General features: G+C 46.2%; 13 protein-coding genes. 2 read left to right on the forward strand and 11 right to left on the reverse strand.

Going from position 1 to position 15457, the window contains the following annotated elements; genetic code table 11:
* Positions 1-19: 19 nt before the first annotated feature.
* Together WH46_RS01265 and WH46_RS01270 are read right to left on the reverse strand one after the other, a co-directional pair.
* Positions 20-1246, reverse strand: coding sequence for an aminotransferase-like domain-containing protein (locus WH46_RS01265; RefSeq protein WP_046225434.1), 1227 nt, complete (start codon positions 1244-1246; stop codon positions 20-22).
* A 48-nt stretch (positions 1247-1294) separates the two neighbouring features.
* Positions 1295-2053 (reverse strand): response regulator transcription factor, encoded by a 759-nt coding sequence (locus WH46_RS01270; RefSeq protein ID WP_052714071.1) that lies wholly within the window; start codon positions 2051-2053, stop codon positions 1295-1297.
* Between the two features lie 326 nt (positions 2054-2379).
* Here WH46_RS01270 and WH46_RS01275 point away from each other — a divergent pair, with 326 nt between their 5' ends.
* Positions 2380-2787 carry a hypothetical protein gene (locus WH46_RS01275; protein ID WP_046225435.1) on the forward strand — a complete coding sequence of 136 codons (408 nt, stop codon included), beginning with the start codon at positions 2380-2382 and terminating at the stop codon, positions 2785-2787.
* Positions 2784-3851: a phosphodiester glycosidase family protein gene (locus WH46_RS01280; protein WP_046225436.1), complete on the forward strand. Its 1068-nt coding sequence runs from the start codon at positions 2784-2786 to the stop codon at positions 3849-3851. Before WH46_RS01275 ends, WH46_RS01280 begins: the two co-directional genes overlap by 4 nt.
* A gap of 177 nt (positions 3852-4028) precedes the next feature.
* Here the strand turns inward: WH46_RS01280 and WH46_RS01285 are convergent, their stop codons facing one another.
* The 9 genes from WH46_RS01285 to WH46_RS01325 form a co-directional block, all read right to left on the reverse strand.
* Positions 4029-4283 (reverse strand): AbrB/MazE/SpoVT family DNA-binding domain-containing protein, encoded by a 255-nt coding sequence (locus WH46_RS01285; RefSeq protein WP_017811319.1) that lies wholly within the window; start codon positions 4281-4283, stop codon positions 4029-4031.
* Positions 4284-4505: 222 nt separating this feature from the next.
* A complete protein-coding gene (gene trmL / locus WH46_RS01290; protein WP_017811320.1) occupies positions 4506-4970 on the reverse strand; it encodes a tRNA (uridine(34)/cytosine(34)/5-carboxymethylaminomethyluridine(34)-2'-O)-methyltransferase TrmL in 465 nt (154 codons plus the stop codon).
* 160 nt (positions 4971-5130) lie between these two features.
* Positions 5131-6219: a 3-phosphoserine/phosphohydroxythreonine transaminase gene (gene serC / locus WH46_RS01295; protein WP_017811321.1), complete on the reverse strand. Its 1089-nt coding sequence runs from the start codon at positions 6217-6219 to the stop codon at positions 5131-5133.
* 255 nt (positions 6220-6474) lie between these two features.
* Complete coding sequence (glnA, locus tag WH46_RS01300; RefSeq protein WP_017811322.1) at positions 6475-7899, reverse strand: type I glutamate--ammonia ligase; 1425 nt, start codon at positions 7897-7899, stop codon at positions 6475-6477.
* Positions 7900-8418: 519 nt separating this feature from the next.
* Complete coding sequence (aroF, locus tag WH46_RS01305; protein WP_046225437.1) at positions 8419-9483, reverse strand: 3-deoxy-7-phosphoheptulonate synthase; 1065 nt, start codon at positions 9481-9483, stop codon at positions 8419-8421.
* A gap of 504 nt (positions 9484-9987) precedes the next feature.
* Positions 9988-10965, reverse strand: a complete 978-nt coding sequence (locus WH46_RS01310) for a 4-hydroxy-3-methylbut-2-enyl diphosphate reductase (protein WP_017811324.1) — start codon at positions 10963-10965, stop codon at positions 9988-9990.
* A gap of 128 nt (positions 10966-11093) precedes the next feature.
* On the reverse strand, positions 11094-12698 hold the full coding sequence (locus WH46_RS01315; protein WP_231584261.1) for a sensor histidine kinase: 1605 nt from the start codon (positions 12696-12698) through the stop codon (positions 11094-11096).
* Positions 12699-12717: 19 nt separating this feature from the next.
* A complete protein-coding gene (locus WH46_RS01320) occupies positions 12718-13407 on the reverse strand; it encodes a response regulator transcription factor (RefSeq protein WP_017811326.1) in 690 nt (229 codons plus the stop codon).
* Positions 13408-13645: 238 nt separating this feature from the next.
* Positions 13646-15346: a S1C family serine protease gene (locus WH46_RS01325; protein ID WP_017811327.1), complete on the reverse strand. Its 1701-nt coding sequence runs from the start codon at positions 15344-15346 to the stop codon at positions 13646-13648.
* Positions 15347-15457: the final 111 nt, after the last annotated feature.

The raw sequence follows: 15457 nt of genomic DNA on the forward strand, positions 1-15457 counted from the left end.
CGCTTCAGCAATACGGAGCTTATTTACCATCCTGCCTCATCTCTGCGATCACTTCGGAAATCAGATTCATCCCTAACAGCAGCTCATCACGGCCGGGGTGTGTAAAGTTAAGCCGGATCGAACTACTGCCTTCACCGCTGGCATAACAACGCGCCCCCGGCAAAAACGATACTCCTTTTTCCAGGGCTCTGCTCAGTAGCGCTTCACCATCCAGCTGGTCAGGCAGCTGGGCCCACAGGAACATGCCTCCGATGGGAACCTCTACCTCGGTGCCTCGCCAGTTGGGACGCTTGAGCAGCTCGAGCATCAGTTTGAGACGGATATCATATTCACGGTTGAGCATGGTGATATGACTGCTCCAGTCAAAACGCTGCGACTGTAGCAGACGAAGCAGTATGGTCTGGTTCATCGTGCTGGATTGCCAGTCGGCAGTCTGCTTGGCAGCGGACATCACCTGAATCAGATGTTCATCACCGGCGGCCCATCCAATCCGCAGTGCGGGTACAATGGTCTTGCTGAATGAACCAATATACAGTACATGATTGCCACCCTGATCCCGATCTAGCTTGAAAAGGGTAGGATAACGCTGCCGAAAAGAACTGACCGGCTCCGAGCCAAAATGCAGATCGCCATAGGCATCATCTTCGGCGATCAGCAGTTCATGCTGCATACATAATGCCAGCACAGCCTGTCTGCGCTCCAGACTCCACACTCTGCCAGTCGGATTGCCAAAATTGGGCGAAACGAACAGCAGCTTGGGGCGATGCAGACGAATCATCTCATCCAGACTTTCCGGGATTATCCCCTGCTCATCACAAGCAACATGAATAACCCGCGCTCCCTGCAAATGAAGTACCTGCAGACAGCCGGGCGGCGCTGGAGATTCCACCAGTACAGTCTCTCCACTATTCACATAGATACGTACCAGCAAATCAATCGTCTGCTGACTGCCTGACGTTAACAGAATATTGGCGGGATCTACCGACAATCGCTGATCCTGCTTCCAGCGGGCATGCAGCCACTGACGCAATGCCAGTGATCCGGCTACCTCTCCATACTGTAATACACGCGGGCCGGCAGAGAACACGGTACCAGCGGCTTCTCCCAGCTGAGAGAGCGGAAACAGCTCTTCGGCCGGCAGTTCTTCCGCCAGTGAAATCCACGATTCATGACGCTGCCGACTATCCTCCGAACGAACCGAGAATGCAGGCATATTGCTGACCCTTGATGCAAATAAGAATTTCACCGTTCCAGCCTCCTGTACGATGCTTTTTCAAGATCATACACCTGAACTTCAATCCAGGGCAACCTTTTTTACGGGAGCAGAGCGTTCTACTTTGATTACCGGTTCGATAGCTACAGCCGATTCTATAGCTACAATGCTCGGATGAGACTCCAGAGCTCCCTTGAATGAAGCGGTATGGGAGTATAATGTATATTTCTCAATCGCTTGCGCACGGCTGTTTACGCCCAGCTTGTCATAGATTTTACGCAAATAATTATCGACAGAACGCCGGCTTACACGGATCACATCAGCGATCTTGTCATATGTAAGCCCTTGTGTAATTTGAATCATGATCGTGTGCTCGATTTGGGATAATTCAAAATAGCCATCTGTCGGAATCTCGGCAGGCACCGGTACCACGCCCTGATTCAGCCATGATAATGGAATAACAGTCAGTCCCTGTCTGAGACCATTAATAAGATGCAGCAGCTGCGCAGGTGAAGATTCCTTGGATAATACACCGCTTGCCCCCATACTCATGAGACCAGCAAATAAGGATAAATTATTATCGCCTGTCAGCACAATCACATGACTCTCTGTACTGCTGCGTTTCATTTGACGCAAATAATGTTCGGCATTGCCCTCTGGCAGTGAGTCATCGAGCAGAATCAGATCCGGCTTGATACGTGCAGTAAGCTGAACACCTTCCTTGACGGAACTGGCAGTTGCCACGACACTCAGATCAGCCGTTTCTTCCAGTATTAGTTTGGTACCCAGCATCAATGCCGGATGATTATCGATAATGATAACCTTCCAAATACTCTCCACTTGGACACTTCCTTCCTGTTTATCATGGTTGTTTCTTTTATTACCGTATAGTTACATATCGGCTAGCAACCAATAATTTTTTATGCCATATTTTGCATTTATTTCAGATTATGTTTGGTATTTATACCGATAGAAGACGATAGAAATGTCCAAATCCCAACTGTTTTTTTTATTTTCTTTTCAGGTATAAAAAAGCAGCCTATACCGCCGATAAGTTCTACAAAAGCGCAGAACAAGCTGCCTTTTTGGCAAATTAGACGGGTCGGAACGTACATGTTAGAATGTAGTCTGTTCGATAAATAATCGTATTATTGAGGTGATTCTGAATGGAGTCCAAAGCAGAGAATAATCCGCGTGTACGATCACGTTTCCAGCCCCCTAGAGGGTCCTCTGCCAAATGGTTTTTGGTGTTCTGGATATTGATTATCGCGCTCGGTGCTACCGCAGCCTACCTATACAGCAATCATATGAAGCAGCAGATGATCACAGCGATCCAGGCCGATACACAACGTCAGATTGCTGCTCTGCATCAGGATTATGATGCCCGGTTCAAAGATATGTCCAAGGATATGAATGCACTTCAGAGCAAAGTGGAGTCCTTTAACGAGCTGCTTACCTTTACCAAGGATAACGCCAGCAGCAAAACAGACAACAGCAATAAATTATACACCCAGCTCAATGAAGTACAAAAGCAGCTGAATAACCTGCAAAAGAAAATGGAGCTGCTCAAATGAACCGGAATGTCAAAAGAATAAATCGTTTTTTTATGCTGGCGACTGCTCCCTTTATCGGATTACTATTAGTGATGCTGCTGCAATCCAAATCTATGACTGTACCACTGCATCTGGAGGAATATGCACCTGCTGCCAGCCTGGATGCGCAATCCGGCGAGATTTTGAACACACTGGATCAAGCGGAAAAGATTGCTGTTCAGACATCCGCTTCGATCGAGAAGACAACCCGGCTGTATAACAAGACCACCACAGCCATGTCTTCTATCGTCAAAGCAGCCTCTACCCAGGCGGCCAAGCCGGAGCAAATCTATAATCGGCGTATCACTTCCAAACTGGGTGCAGCGAGTGAACGGGTCAATAGCAACAAAATTCATATCGAATTGTACCGGCTGAATCCAGGAACCTACAAAGCCTACGCCATGAAGATTAAGCTCAAAGACCCGCATGCCATGAAAATGACTCTGGGTAAAGATGCTTACGGCGGTGCAGAGACTACCTTAACTGCTGTACAGCGGTATGGAGCAATCGCAGGCATTAACGCCGGGGGATTTGCAGACGCAGGTGGCAAGCGTTATCCGCTTAGTACAACGGTATTGAACGGAAGATATGTGAATGGATTCGAAGCGACTTTCAAGGATCTGTTCTTTGTAGGATTGAATGATTCAGGCAAGCTGATTGGCGGCAAATTCACCAGCAAAGCCAAATTGGATGCACTTAGTCCTTCCTTTGGCGCTTCTTTTGTACCTGTATTGATTCAGAACGGCAAAAAGACCCCTATTCCGGCCAAATGGCAAAAAACACCGTTGCGTGCTCCGCGTACAGTGATTGGCAAGTACAAGGATGATCAGATTATTATTATGACTGCAGATGGTTATAATGAAAATGGCAGTTCCGGCGCTACTCTCAAGGAGCTTCAGGACAAAATGTACAACATGGGCGTGACCGATGCCTATAATCTGGATGGTGGAGGTTCTACTTCGCTTATTCTGAACGGACGTGTAGTCAATAGACCTTCAGATGGCAATCTGCGCCCGGTAGCTACCAACTTTTTGTTTTTCAAATAATCCGAATCCTATAAACATATCAAAAGCCCCCACTTCCTCGCTACTGGTTCCGTACCAGCAGATCAAGGAAGCGGGGGCTTTGATGTTATTGCTTATAATCATGCATTTATGGTCAGCCTGATGCAGCACATTCTCCTCGCAATCCAAGCTGACCATAAATGTTACTCATTAAATGAATTAGGCATTTTTGGGAATCAAATTCATTTCTGTTACGCACTGACCACAGATATAACGTTCTTTGAATTCGCTAACTTCTTCCATGGATCCGCAGAACACGCATTTTGGACGGTATCTCTCCAAAATGATATGGTCGCCTTGAACGAGGATTTCTACAGGATCTCCTTCATTCATTTGATATCTTTTGCGCAATGATTTTGGTAATACGATTCTTCCCAATTGATCTACTTTACGTACAACGCCTGCCGGTTTCATACTAATATACACCTCTCTGTTATTCATTCTGTCGCATTATTGCTAATGCTGCTTGTAGAAGTAAAGGAAAATAAAAGAATCACAAAATTTGGAATATCAGCTATATATTCACTTAATTCCGCTTTTCTTAAATATTCTCCGCTTACTTCTCGAATCCTGCTAACTTTTACTAATTTCTATTCTTTCTTTTAGAAACCGTGCTTTTCTCACCGGGAGCTATGATTATTTCATCCCAGGGAAATCCAATTGACGAAGCGCCTCATATACAATAATAGCTGCCGAGTTAGAAAGATTCAGCGAACGTACATTATCGGTCATTGGCATTTTCATGGCTGTCTCCGGATTAGCTGCGATCAGCTCGGGTGGTAAGCCCTTGGTTTCTTTGCCAAATACAAAAAAATCACCATCTTGAAACTTAAAATCAGAGTATCTGTTTTTAGCTTTTGTAGTTGCATAGAAAAAGCGATGTCCAGTATAGGACTTTTGTACTTCTTCGAATGAGTCATGATACTCAATATTGACAGCATGCCAGTAATCGAGTCCTGCTCTTTTTAGGGTAGCATCGTCTGTTCTGAAGCCTAAAGGACGTACAAGATGCAGGTAAATTCCTGTAGCTGCGCATGTTCTGGCAATATTTCCGGTGTTAGCTGGTATCTCTGGTTCCACCAATACGATGTGTAGTGCCATAGTTCTGTTTCCACCTTTTTTATAGTACTTTTTGATTATAACCTATCTCGGTAAATTGCGACAGCTTTTGACAAAAAATAGTTGAATTTTTTTAAAAAAGCCTCCCCTTGCGGGAAGGCTTTAAGTATTTACGCTAATATGGAGGTAAAAGTTGCTCTGTTTAGCTATTTTTTGTCTGGAAATCTTTCATGAATTCGACCAGCGCTTCACAGCTCTCATAAGGAACAGCATTGTAGATCGATGCACGCAATCCGCCAACGCTACGATGACCTTTGAGACCGACAAATCCGGCCTGCTCGGACGCTTTGGCAAATGCTTTGTCCAGTTCCTCGGAAGACAAGCGGAATGTAATATTCATATTGGAGCGGCTGGACACTTCTGCAGCTCCCTTGTAGAAGCCTCCACTCTCATCAATCGCATCGTAAATCAGAGCAGCCTTACGCTCATTATTACGGGCTACACCTTCAAGTCCACCTTGCTCCTCGATCCATTTGAGTACTTCGTTGACCATATAGATGGCAAATGAAGGCGGTGTATTATAGAGAGAATTATTTTTCAGATAGGTGCTGTAGCGCATAATGGTCGGAATACTTTTTGGCGAATTGGCAAGAAGCTCTTCACGAGCTACGACTACCGTTACTCCGGATGGACCCAGATTTTTCTGTGCGCCGGCATAGATCATGCCAAACTGGCTCATATCCAGCGGACGGCTCAGAATATCACTGGACATATCTACAATGAGTGGAACATTGCCGGTATCCGGGAACTCTTTGTACTGGATACCACCAATCGTCTCATTGGAAGTCACATGCAGGTAGGCTGCATTGTCCGGGATCTGGATATCTTCCAGAGCAGGAATCTGCATGAAGTCCTGAGCTTCGGAGGAAGCTGCTACGTGCGCCTCACCGATCAGCTTGGCCTCACTGATCGCTTTATCTGCCCAGCTGCCAGTCGCTACATAACTGGCTACCTGGCCTTCACCCAGCAGGTTCAGGGGCAGCATGGCAAATTGTGTGCTTGCTCCACCTTGCAGGAACAGAACCTTGTATCCTTCCGGATTACCCAGCAGGGATAACAGACGCTGCTGTGCTTCATTATGTACAGCTTCGTAGACGGCACCACGGTGCGACATCTCCATAATAGACATTCCGTTACCCTGATAGTCTACAAATTCCTTCTGGGCACGTTCCAGCACTTCCAGCGGCAGTGCTGCCGGGCCGGCATTAAAATTATAAGCTCTCTTGGTCATCTCTTTCTCCACCCTTTCAATTCAGCGTTATACCTTTAATCCGTTAATACGATGATGTCAGGTTTGTGATAATTATCGATATGATATCAGCAATTGCCAGGACGAGCAAGTGCTTTTTGTCACTATGGTATCTAGTCGACAGCTATCTTTATTTTATTTCAATAGTATTAATTTCATTTAAAAAATCCTCCGGAGTCGCAGTTCCGGAGGATCGTGGGATTACAGGATTGATCTGCTTCGCTGGTATACAGCGGATTAGCAGTCGTAGTACAGGCTGAACTCGTGCGGATGTACGCGAATAGCTACATCTTTGGCTTCAGCACGTTTGAATGCAATATAGTTGGCGATAAAGTCTTTGCTAAATACGCCGCCTTCTGTCAGGAATTCATGATTTTTCTCCAGCTCGTCCAGTGCTTCTTCGAGGGAAGCCGGTACACTGCGGATGCCTGCTTTGTCTTCGTCAGACAGTTCATAGATGTTTTTGTCAAAAGGTCCATAACCCAGTTCACGTGGGTCCATTTTCTTTTTGATTCCATCTAGGCCAGCCATCAGCATTGCGGAGAATGCCAGATAAGGGTTAGCTGTGGAGTCCGGTGTACGGAACTCGATACGACAGCCTTTTGGTGTAACGGATGCGATTGGAATACGAACTGCTGCAGAACGGTTACCTTTGGAGAATACAAGGTTAACCGGTGCTTCATAACCAGGAACCAGACGTTTGAAAGAGTTCGTGCTCGGGTTGGTCAGAGCGATCAGCGCTGGAGCATGGTACAGAATACCGCCCAGATAGTGCATTGCCATTTCACTCAGGTTGGCATAAGAACCTTTTTCATAGAACAGTGGTGTGTCACCATCGAAGATCGATTGGTGAACGTGCATTCCGCTACCATTGTCGCCAAACAGCGGTTTTGGCATGAATGTTGCTGTTTTGCCGTATTGATGTGCAGTATTGTGCACGATGTATTTGTATTTCAGCAGATTATCCGCTGTGCAGCGCAGCGTATCAAAACGGAAGTTGATTTCTGCCTGACCGGCAGTTGCTACTTCATGGTGATGACGCTCGATTTTGAGGCCGGCTTCTTCAAGCAGGCGACACATTTCGCTGCGGATATCTTGCTGGGAATCTACAGGAGCTACCGGTACATATCCGCCTTTTTTACGGATTTTGAAGCCCATGTTGCCGCCTTCTTCAGCACGGTTGCTGTTCCAGAAAGCTTCGTTGGAGTCCACAGAGTATGTGGATTCATTCATTCCGCTATGATAACGAACATCGTCAAAGATGAAAAATTCGGATTCAGGGGCAAAGAACGCCGCCGTACCTACACCGCTGGATTGCAGATATTCTTCTGCTTTCTCGGCGATACCGCGAGGGTCACGCTCATAGCGCTCTCCGTCCGGAGTGTAGATGTTGCACATAACGTTCAGTGTTGGGTGAGCGGTAAACGGATCAACGAATACGGACTCGGGATCTGGCATCATAACCATATCCGACTCTTCAATTCCACGGAAACCAGGAATGGAAGAACCATCAAAAGCTACACCATTTACAAACGTATCCTCATCCACTTCAGTAGCTGGCAAAGAGATATGGTGTGCACGACCAGACAAATCCACAAAACGGAAATCGAACCACTCAATATTGTTTTCTTGTGCGAGTTTCAATACATTTTCTACCGGCATTTGTACTTTCCTCCCCAAATTTCCGAACATTACAACTTTTCTGATGTACAATGTTCATTTTCTCGTTTTTTTTCTTTCGTCATTATAAAACGTAAAACCTGACATCGTCAATAGCCATGTTAGATATTTCTGATCGGAATGTAAGATATGCTTACACATTATAGCTTACCAAAAAAGAAATTGGCTCGTCAATTCTACTCCAGAAATACGATAATACCACCATGCTTTAACGCGTCGAATCAATGTTTAAATGGCATCATACTTCATCTGCACAGAAACTACAAGTGCCGCTTTTGAATATTTTTTTGTCAATGCCTGTTCATTCCCAGCTTTATAATGGCGGCATTCCGCTCTGTATGCGGACTTTTAACAGGTATTCTAGCAGCTGATTATCTGCTTATTTCCTAGCAGAATTGCAGTATAAGGTATAACAAAAAGACCGGTTCTACGTAGAGACCGGTCTTTCAAAAGGATCGTTAAATATATTGTGCAGCCCAAAATAGTCTATCTAAATACAGCTTAGCGCTGCAGCTGTGGAGCAAAAGATTCTGCTGGCGCTTTTGGCGTAGCAAAGCTTTTCCCGATAATCGGAGACAGCTGCTCCAGCTCACGCAGCAGACGGGCAAACTGATCCGGGAACAGGGACTGTACACCATCTCCGGTCATGGAATTATCTGGGTCGGTATGCATTTCGATAATCAGTCCGTCTGCACCAGCTGCGACCGAGGCACGGGTCATCGGCTCGACCAACTCGCGTCGCCCTGTACCATGACTTGGGTCAGAGATAACCGGCAAATGACTGAGATGCTGCAGAACCGGAATAGCCGATAGATCCAGCGTATTACGGGTGTAGGACTCGAATGTACGTATGCCGCGTTCGCACAGCATAACATCCGGATTACTGCCAGCCAGAATGTATTCGGCCGCATTCAGCAATTCATCGTAGGTCGCACTGAATCCACGCTTGAGCAGAACCGGTTTGCGTACTTCTCCCAGTTTGCGCAGCAAATCGAAATTCTGCATATTGCGTGTACCTACCTGCAGAATATCTGCGTATTCGGCACAAATATCCACATATTCGGGTGTCATGACTTCCGTAATCGTGAGCAGTCCATGTTTTTTGCCTGCTTCGGCCATCATGATCAAGCCTTCAACGCCCACCCCTTGGAAGCTGTATGGACCGGTACGCGGCTTGAATGCTCCGCCACGCAGTACCTGACCGCCTGCTGCTTTGACGAGTCTTGCAATTTCATCGATTTGTTCGGCAGATTCTACGGCACATGGACCGCCCATAACGACCAACTCGCCGCCGCCAATTTTGACATCACCGATCTGAATAACTGTATTTTCCGGATGGAACTCCCGGCTTGCCAGTTTGTATGATTTAGATACTTTTTCTACTTTTTCTACACCTGGTAGCTGCTGCAGGCGTTCTACCAGAGAAGGTTTGATACTGCCAATCATGCCAACGACCGTATGATCCGGCGCATGGGCAATATGTGCCTGTACACCCTCCTGCTCGATAACTTCAACAATGTGATTGAGCTGCTCGCGTGCAGCCTGTTTGGATACGATAGTAATCATATTTATTCTTCCTTCCGTATTTGAAATAAATGATTGCCCGGATATTCTAATCCGGTTATAGCAGTTAGCCGGTCACCCTATGATCCGATATGACCTGATAATCTAAATAACTTGAATAACGTGCTATCTAAAGAGTCGAAAATTTTTCAACAAGTTATTTATATGAATACCTACTGCTTAAGATAGGTACAATAAATACCCATCCGAGGAGACCAGTTTATTGTACTATCCAAGTGAATAATCCAAAGTACACATTCAACTTTAGTACTGGTTCGCTTTTAAGCTTTTTAGCTTTTAATCACTAAAGCAAATATACAAGAAATAGTATAGTCTGTCAAGCCGTTATCTCCTCCTGCATAGTGTAAGCATCTTGTTATATAATGCAAAAACTTATACGTATTATCTAAACATAACTCATCTATAAATGAAAGAAAAGTGCCTGTTCTTTTGCAGAACAGACACTTCTTTTTTACAATTTTATGAACGTAATGATGGATTAATCGATCAGGAATGACGAACAGGCTGATTAGTCGTTCTGCCTTTTTTCTCACGAACCGGTGGAAGCAGACGATTCGGATTCACTGTACGCGTAATCTCCCATGTCGATGGATCATTGTTATCATACTGTTCGAGATAACTGATAACTTCCTTGGTAATAGGTGTTGGTGTCGATGCTCCCGCTGTTACCGCTACACGGGATTTGCCCTTGAGCCAGTCCAGATTCAACTCGGTAATATCCGAGATCCGGTAGGCTGTTACACCGGCGATCTGCTCTGATACCTGAGCCAGACGGTTGGAGTTATTACTCCGCGGGTCACCTACCACAATAACCAGCTCTGCCTGTCCGGCCTGCTCGGCGACAGCTTCCTGGCGAACCTGCGTCGCCAGACAAATCTCGTTATGAACTTCGGCTCCCGGGAATTTCTCCAGCAGTTTCTTCATAATAATACGAATATCCCACTGACTCATCGTAGTCTGGTTGGTAATCAGAATACGTTCACCGGAAATATTCAGCTGTTCGATTTCTTCTTCCTTTTCGATCAGGAAGACATCATCGGGTGCTACACCAATCGCACCTTCCGGCTCGGGATGGCCTTTTTTACCGATATAGATCACCTGATAACCTTCAGCTGTCTTATCACGGATCAGATCATGGGTACGCGTAACATCAGGACAAGTTGCATCGACCGTGGTCAGTCCTTTTTCCCGTGCCAGACGGCGTACTTCCGGAGATACACCATGAGCAGTAAATATAACGGTACCACTCTCCACCTGCTCCAGAATGTCTACACGATTCGGTCCATCCAGTGTAATAATACCCTGGTCTTCAAATGCTTTGGTCACATGACTGTTGTGTACAATCATGCCCAGTATATAAATCGGTCGCGGCAGATCAAGATTCTGTGCGGCCTGCTGTGCAATCACCATAGCGTCAACGACACCATAACAGTATCCACGTGGCGCGATTTTCACAATTTCCATATGAGCTTAACACCTGCTTTCTGGGGTTTGCTTAAGCAAAGCAATACCACCATTATACTCTATAACAAGGTCCCGAGGAAAGGCGAAGCGCTCAGTGAAAGCCCCTTTCCTCTAAATAACTGTAATGCTTAATCCGGCTTTTCCGGTTTATCGGTTTTACCGGATTTGACCGATTTGCGTCTGAAGTCCTTGATAAAAGCTTTCTTTTCTTCCTTGACGATTTCCGGAATTTCCAGTATTTCTTTTTCCGGTATCTGTGCAGATGGATCACTATGAGATTCTACAGGAACGGCAGCGAGCGGGAGCCAGATGACAAACGTCGTTCCTTTGCCTTTGGCCGTTATCACTTCGACAGAACCTTCATGTTCATCAATAATCCACTTGGCTATCGATAATCCCAAGCCGGTTCCCGGTGTGACACCACGGGACTCATCCGCGCGATAGAACCGCTCAAAAATATGCGGAACTTCTTCCTGATCCATTCCGATCCCCGAGTCGGTAATACGAATACCAATCTGATCTTCGTATAACACAGTATCCAGTGACACAATACCCTCAGGGGTGTATTTAAACGCATTTTCAATAAAGATAAACAGCATCTGCTGCAAATAGTCTTTGTTACCATAAATAAAATATTCCTGCAGGCTGGAAGTATCTGCAGGTTGCCAGTCTGCACGATGGGGAATAAACTGTGCACGCCGTACAACCTCCTCGACCAGTTCTGCTGCAGGCAGGCTTTCCTTAACAATGGTCTGACCGGCATCAGCCCGAGCAAGGGACAGCATATCATTGATCAATCGGCTCATCCGTTTGGATTCATCCGCAATATCATTGATAGCTTCCATCGATAGCTGCTTGAGACTCTCCTCATCCAGATGCGGGGCTTCATGCGGTTTTTTATTCCATGCTTTTTGCAATAAATCCACGTTGCCACGAATAGTAGTTAATGGCGTACGCAGTTCATGAGACGCATCCGATACGAATCTGCGCTGCGCTGTATACGCTTCTGCCAGATCCCGGTAAAAGGTCTCTGTACGGCTAAGCATGCCATTTACCGTACTGATCAGCTGACCGATCTCATCATTGGGACCATCATAATCGATACGGACGCTCAAATCTCTACCATTCTGGATCTGGTTGGCAGCCTTGATAACTTTACCGATAGGTGCCATCGATTTGCGTGCGAGGAACAGGCCCAGTGTAAAAGCGATAAACAGCGTCGCCAGTGAACCCACGATCAACGTCACACGCAAATCATCAAACAGCTGATGTGCATCTGTCATATCCGCAGCAATAATAAGCACTCCAAGCAACTGGGCAGTGCCGTCATCATCGACCACTCCGGGGATACCGGCATAGGCCACCAGATAAGACCGTCCATTATAATCAATCTGTCTCAGATCATCTGGAATTTTGTTGGCTGCCGGTATTTCCAAAAATCCGCCGTTGTAGGAAATGTCCTTGCTGCTGTCTGTATAATTGCCCAGCTTGATCCGGAAGCCTGATTCCAGCAGACGATTATAATCTTTGCGCGAAGGTGCCATATCCACATGTCCCTCGCTGTCAGGCATACTCACTGCTACCTGAATACGACTGATCTGATCATTCAGCCGGTTGCGCAGTTCCTGATACGTATTGAAATACACAAAGGTGTATATAGCAACACTGAACAGCATCAATGTCACCGCTAATATGCCGGAATACCATACTGTCAGTCTTAAGCGTATTGACATACTGTTGTTAGTCCTTTCTTCAGCTGTTGCTTCTTAGAATATAACCGGCACCCCGAATGGTCTGAATCAGCCGTTTGCCGCCATACTCTTCCGTCTTCTGGCGGAGCATGGCAATATAGACTTCCAGCACATTGGATTCCCCGCTGTAGTCGTAGCCCCATATTTTATCCATGATCAGATCACGCGACAATACACGCTTCGGATTCTGCATAAACAGATGCAGCAATTCAAATTCCTTGGCAGTCAGCTCCAGGCGCTGTCCGTCACGCATAACTTCACGAGCATCGGGATCAAGGGTCAGATCTTCATAGGTTAAGCGGCTATTACTGGAATTATTCGTATCCGGTTTACGGCGCAGCAGTGCACGCACCCGTGCCAGCAATTCTTCCAGTGCGAATGGTTTGACCAGATAATCATCAGCTCCGGCATCCAAACCTTTAACCCGGTTCTCTACTTCATCCTTGGCTGTCAGCATCAGGATCGGCACTGAACTTCCGGCTTCCCGTACGCGGCGGCATACTTCGAATCCATCTACCTGCGGCATCATTACATCCAATACCATCAGTGCAGGATCATTTTCCAGCATTTTATTTAATCCTTCGGCTCCGTTGGATGCTGTTAGTACCTCATACCCTTCAAAAGCCAGCCCCCGGCGGAGCATGGAAATAATTTTCTCGTCGTCGTCAATAATTAGAATAGTCGGTCTCATCGCTTGTTCTCCTTCGGACAGGTTATGGAATGCAGCAGCATATCCTGTGTGATTAGATAGTTAGTTCTATTGTATCAATGAATGGATAAATACACTATAGCAGCACAAAAGGCGGAAAGGAATATCCCTTCCGCCTCCAATCTATATTTATCGGATACCGTTATTGACCCGAGTAAGATGTCATATAAAACGCATATTATTGTCCTGCATCCGTACCCGTCTGAACAGAGCAAAGTGGTTATTGTCCGTTGCCGGAGCCGGAATTATTCATAGTGTTCTCATAGTTATTACGGTCACCGATTTTCACTTTAACCTGCGATGATTTACCGTCACGAATAATATTCAATGTCACTGTATCTCCTACAGACAGCTTCTGAATAGCTGTAATCAGATCCTGGCTATTGGAATAATTGGTACCATTGATACCGGTAATTACATCGTAAGAGCGCAGATCTGCTTGATACGCAGGAGATCTGTACAGCACCTCGGTCACTACTGAACCACTGGTTGTATCGATACCCAGCTGCTGGGAAATCTCAGGAGTCAGTGTCATCAGTGAAGCACCGATAAATGGAACTGGTGTAGCCGGAATTTCTTTACCATTTTTCAGTTTGTCTACCACCTGGGATACTACATTGGATGGAATTGCAAAACCGATACCCTGCGCGCCTTCACTAACCGCAGTATTGATACCGATCACCTGACCGTTCATATTGAGCAGCGGTCCACCAGAGTTACCAGGGTTGATAGACGCGTCTGTCTGCAGCAAATGCTGATAGTTTGTCGACTGACCATTAGACGCATCCGAAGCTGTAATTTCACGTTCTCTCGCACTCAGTACACCTGCTGTGACGGTATGATCGAATCCTTGAGGATTACCGATCGCCACTACCCAGCTGCCAATTGTCATATCGTCCGAGTTACCAAGGGAGATATACGGGAAATCAGTCTCGCCTTCGGTTGGCTCGATTTTCAACACAGCCAGATCGAGATCATCGCTTTTGCCCATCAGTTTGGCTTCATAAGGTGTTTTGTTATTTTCCAGCGTTACCTGAATCACATCCGCTTCGCCAACAACGTGAGCATTGGTCAGGATATAACCCGATTTATCGAAAATAAAGCCAGATCCAATACCCAATGGTGTCAGCGAACTCGAAGATCCACCACTGCCACTGCCGCCGTTTCCACTACCACCGGAGCCACCACTACCACCGCGACCGTCTCCCTGATCACCAAAGAAGAAACGGAACATTGGATCGCTGTACGGATTACTGCCGTTACCGCTGTTGCTTGAGCGCGAATTGGAATAGGTCTCGATTTTGACAACAGCCGGACTCGCTTTTTTGGCTACGTCGGCTACATCGGCAGAACCTGCTGGAAGAGCGGCTTGGGTAATTCCGCTACTTGGCGGAGTCGTCGTTGTTGCAGTTGTCGAACTGCTGCTTACCGTAGGTGCATCCGGAGTGAACAAATTCGCCCGATCGGCTCCATACATCCCTGCAGTCATGACAATCATCCCTGCGAGGACAGAAGCGACTACTGTTTTGACAGGACTTTTCGGTTTGCTATATTGAAATTGGGCTGGCTTGCGATTACCGGCATCTCCACCATTACCGTTATAACCGTTACCATTGTAGTTGTTGTGAATATGATTCAGTGGGTCTGGATTGTCATTGCGCTGCGTATTTCCTGGGGCCGAACTGTAGACCGGGCGTACCGGCTGAGGAGGAGTAACCTCTACGTCTTTGGCTTCCGGCACTGCATCTTGATGAGATTCTGCAGGCTGTTCTTTGTCTTTGTTAAACGATTGGAAAGGACCATAAGAATAATAATGCGATTGTCCGTTGTCAGTTCCTGCTTCGTTAGAATTAGTTGTATTATGGTTTTGGCCGTTGAGCTCGGAGCCGTTATTCAATTCATTTCTGTTCTTGTCTTCCATGAAGATACCTCCCAAATTCCCATGATATGAATGCCGTGTGTATGTCTTACTCGGTACATTCTTATATTCGCTTATTAACCTTAATTGCACATTAAAAACAATTAAAAAGAT

This window comes from Paenibacillus dauci, assembly GCF_000971985.1.
Lineage (GTDB): Bacteria > Bacillota > Bacilli > Paenibacillales > Paenibacillaceae > Saccharibacillus > Saccharibacillus dauci.

Coding starts and splice junctions, on each gene's coding strand:
- aroF (WP_046225437.1), bottom strand. CDS start 9,483: ATGATTACTATCGTATCCAAACAGGCTGCACGCGAGCAGCTCAATCAC.
- WH46_RS01310 (WP_017811324.1), bottom strand. CDS start 10,965: ATGGAAATTGTGAAAATCGCGCCACGTGGATACTGTTATGGTGTCGTT.
- glnA (WP_017811322.1), bottom strand. CDS start 7,899: ATGCCGGTAGAAAATGTATTGAAACTCGCACAAGAAAACAATATTGAG.
- WH46_RS01285 (WP_017811319.1), bottom strand. CDS start 4,283: ATGAAACCGGCAGGCGTTGTACGTAAAGTAGATCAATTGGGAAGAATC.
- WH46_RS01315 (WP_231584261.1), bottom strand. CDS start 12,698: ATGTCAATACGCTTAAGACTGACAGTATGGTATTCCGGCATATTAGCG.
- WH46_RS01325 (WP_017811327.1), bottom strand. CDS start 15,346: ATGGAAGACAAGAACAGAAATGAATTGAATAACGGCTCCGAGCTCAAC.
- WH46_RS01320 (WP_017811326.1), bottom strand. CDS start 13,407: ATGAGACCGACTATTCTAATTATTGACGACGACGAGAAAATTATTTCC.
- WH46_RS01280 (WP_046225436.1), top strand. CDS start 2,784: ATGAACCGGAATGTCAAAAGAATAAATCGTTTTTTTATGCTGGCGACT.
- serC (WP_017811321.1), bottom strand. CDS start 6,219: ATGACCAAGAGAGCTTATAATTTTAATGCCGGCCCGGCAGCACTGCCG.
- WH46_RS01275 (WP_046225435.1), top strand. CDS start 2,380: ATGGAGTCCAAAGCAGAGAATAATCCGCGTGTACGATCACGTTTCCAG.
- trmL (WP_017811320.1), bottom strand. CDS start 4,970: ATGGCACTACACATCGTATTGGTGGAACCAGAGATACCAGCTAACACC.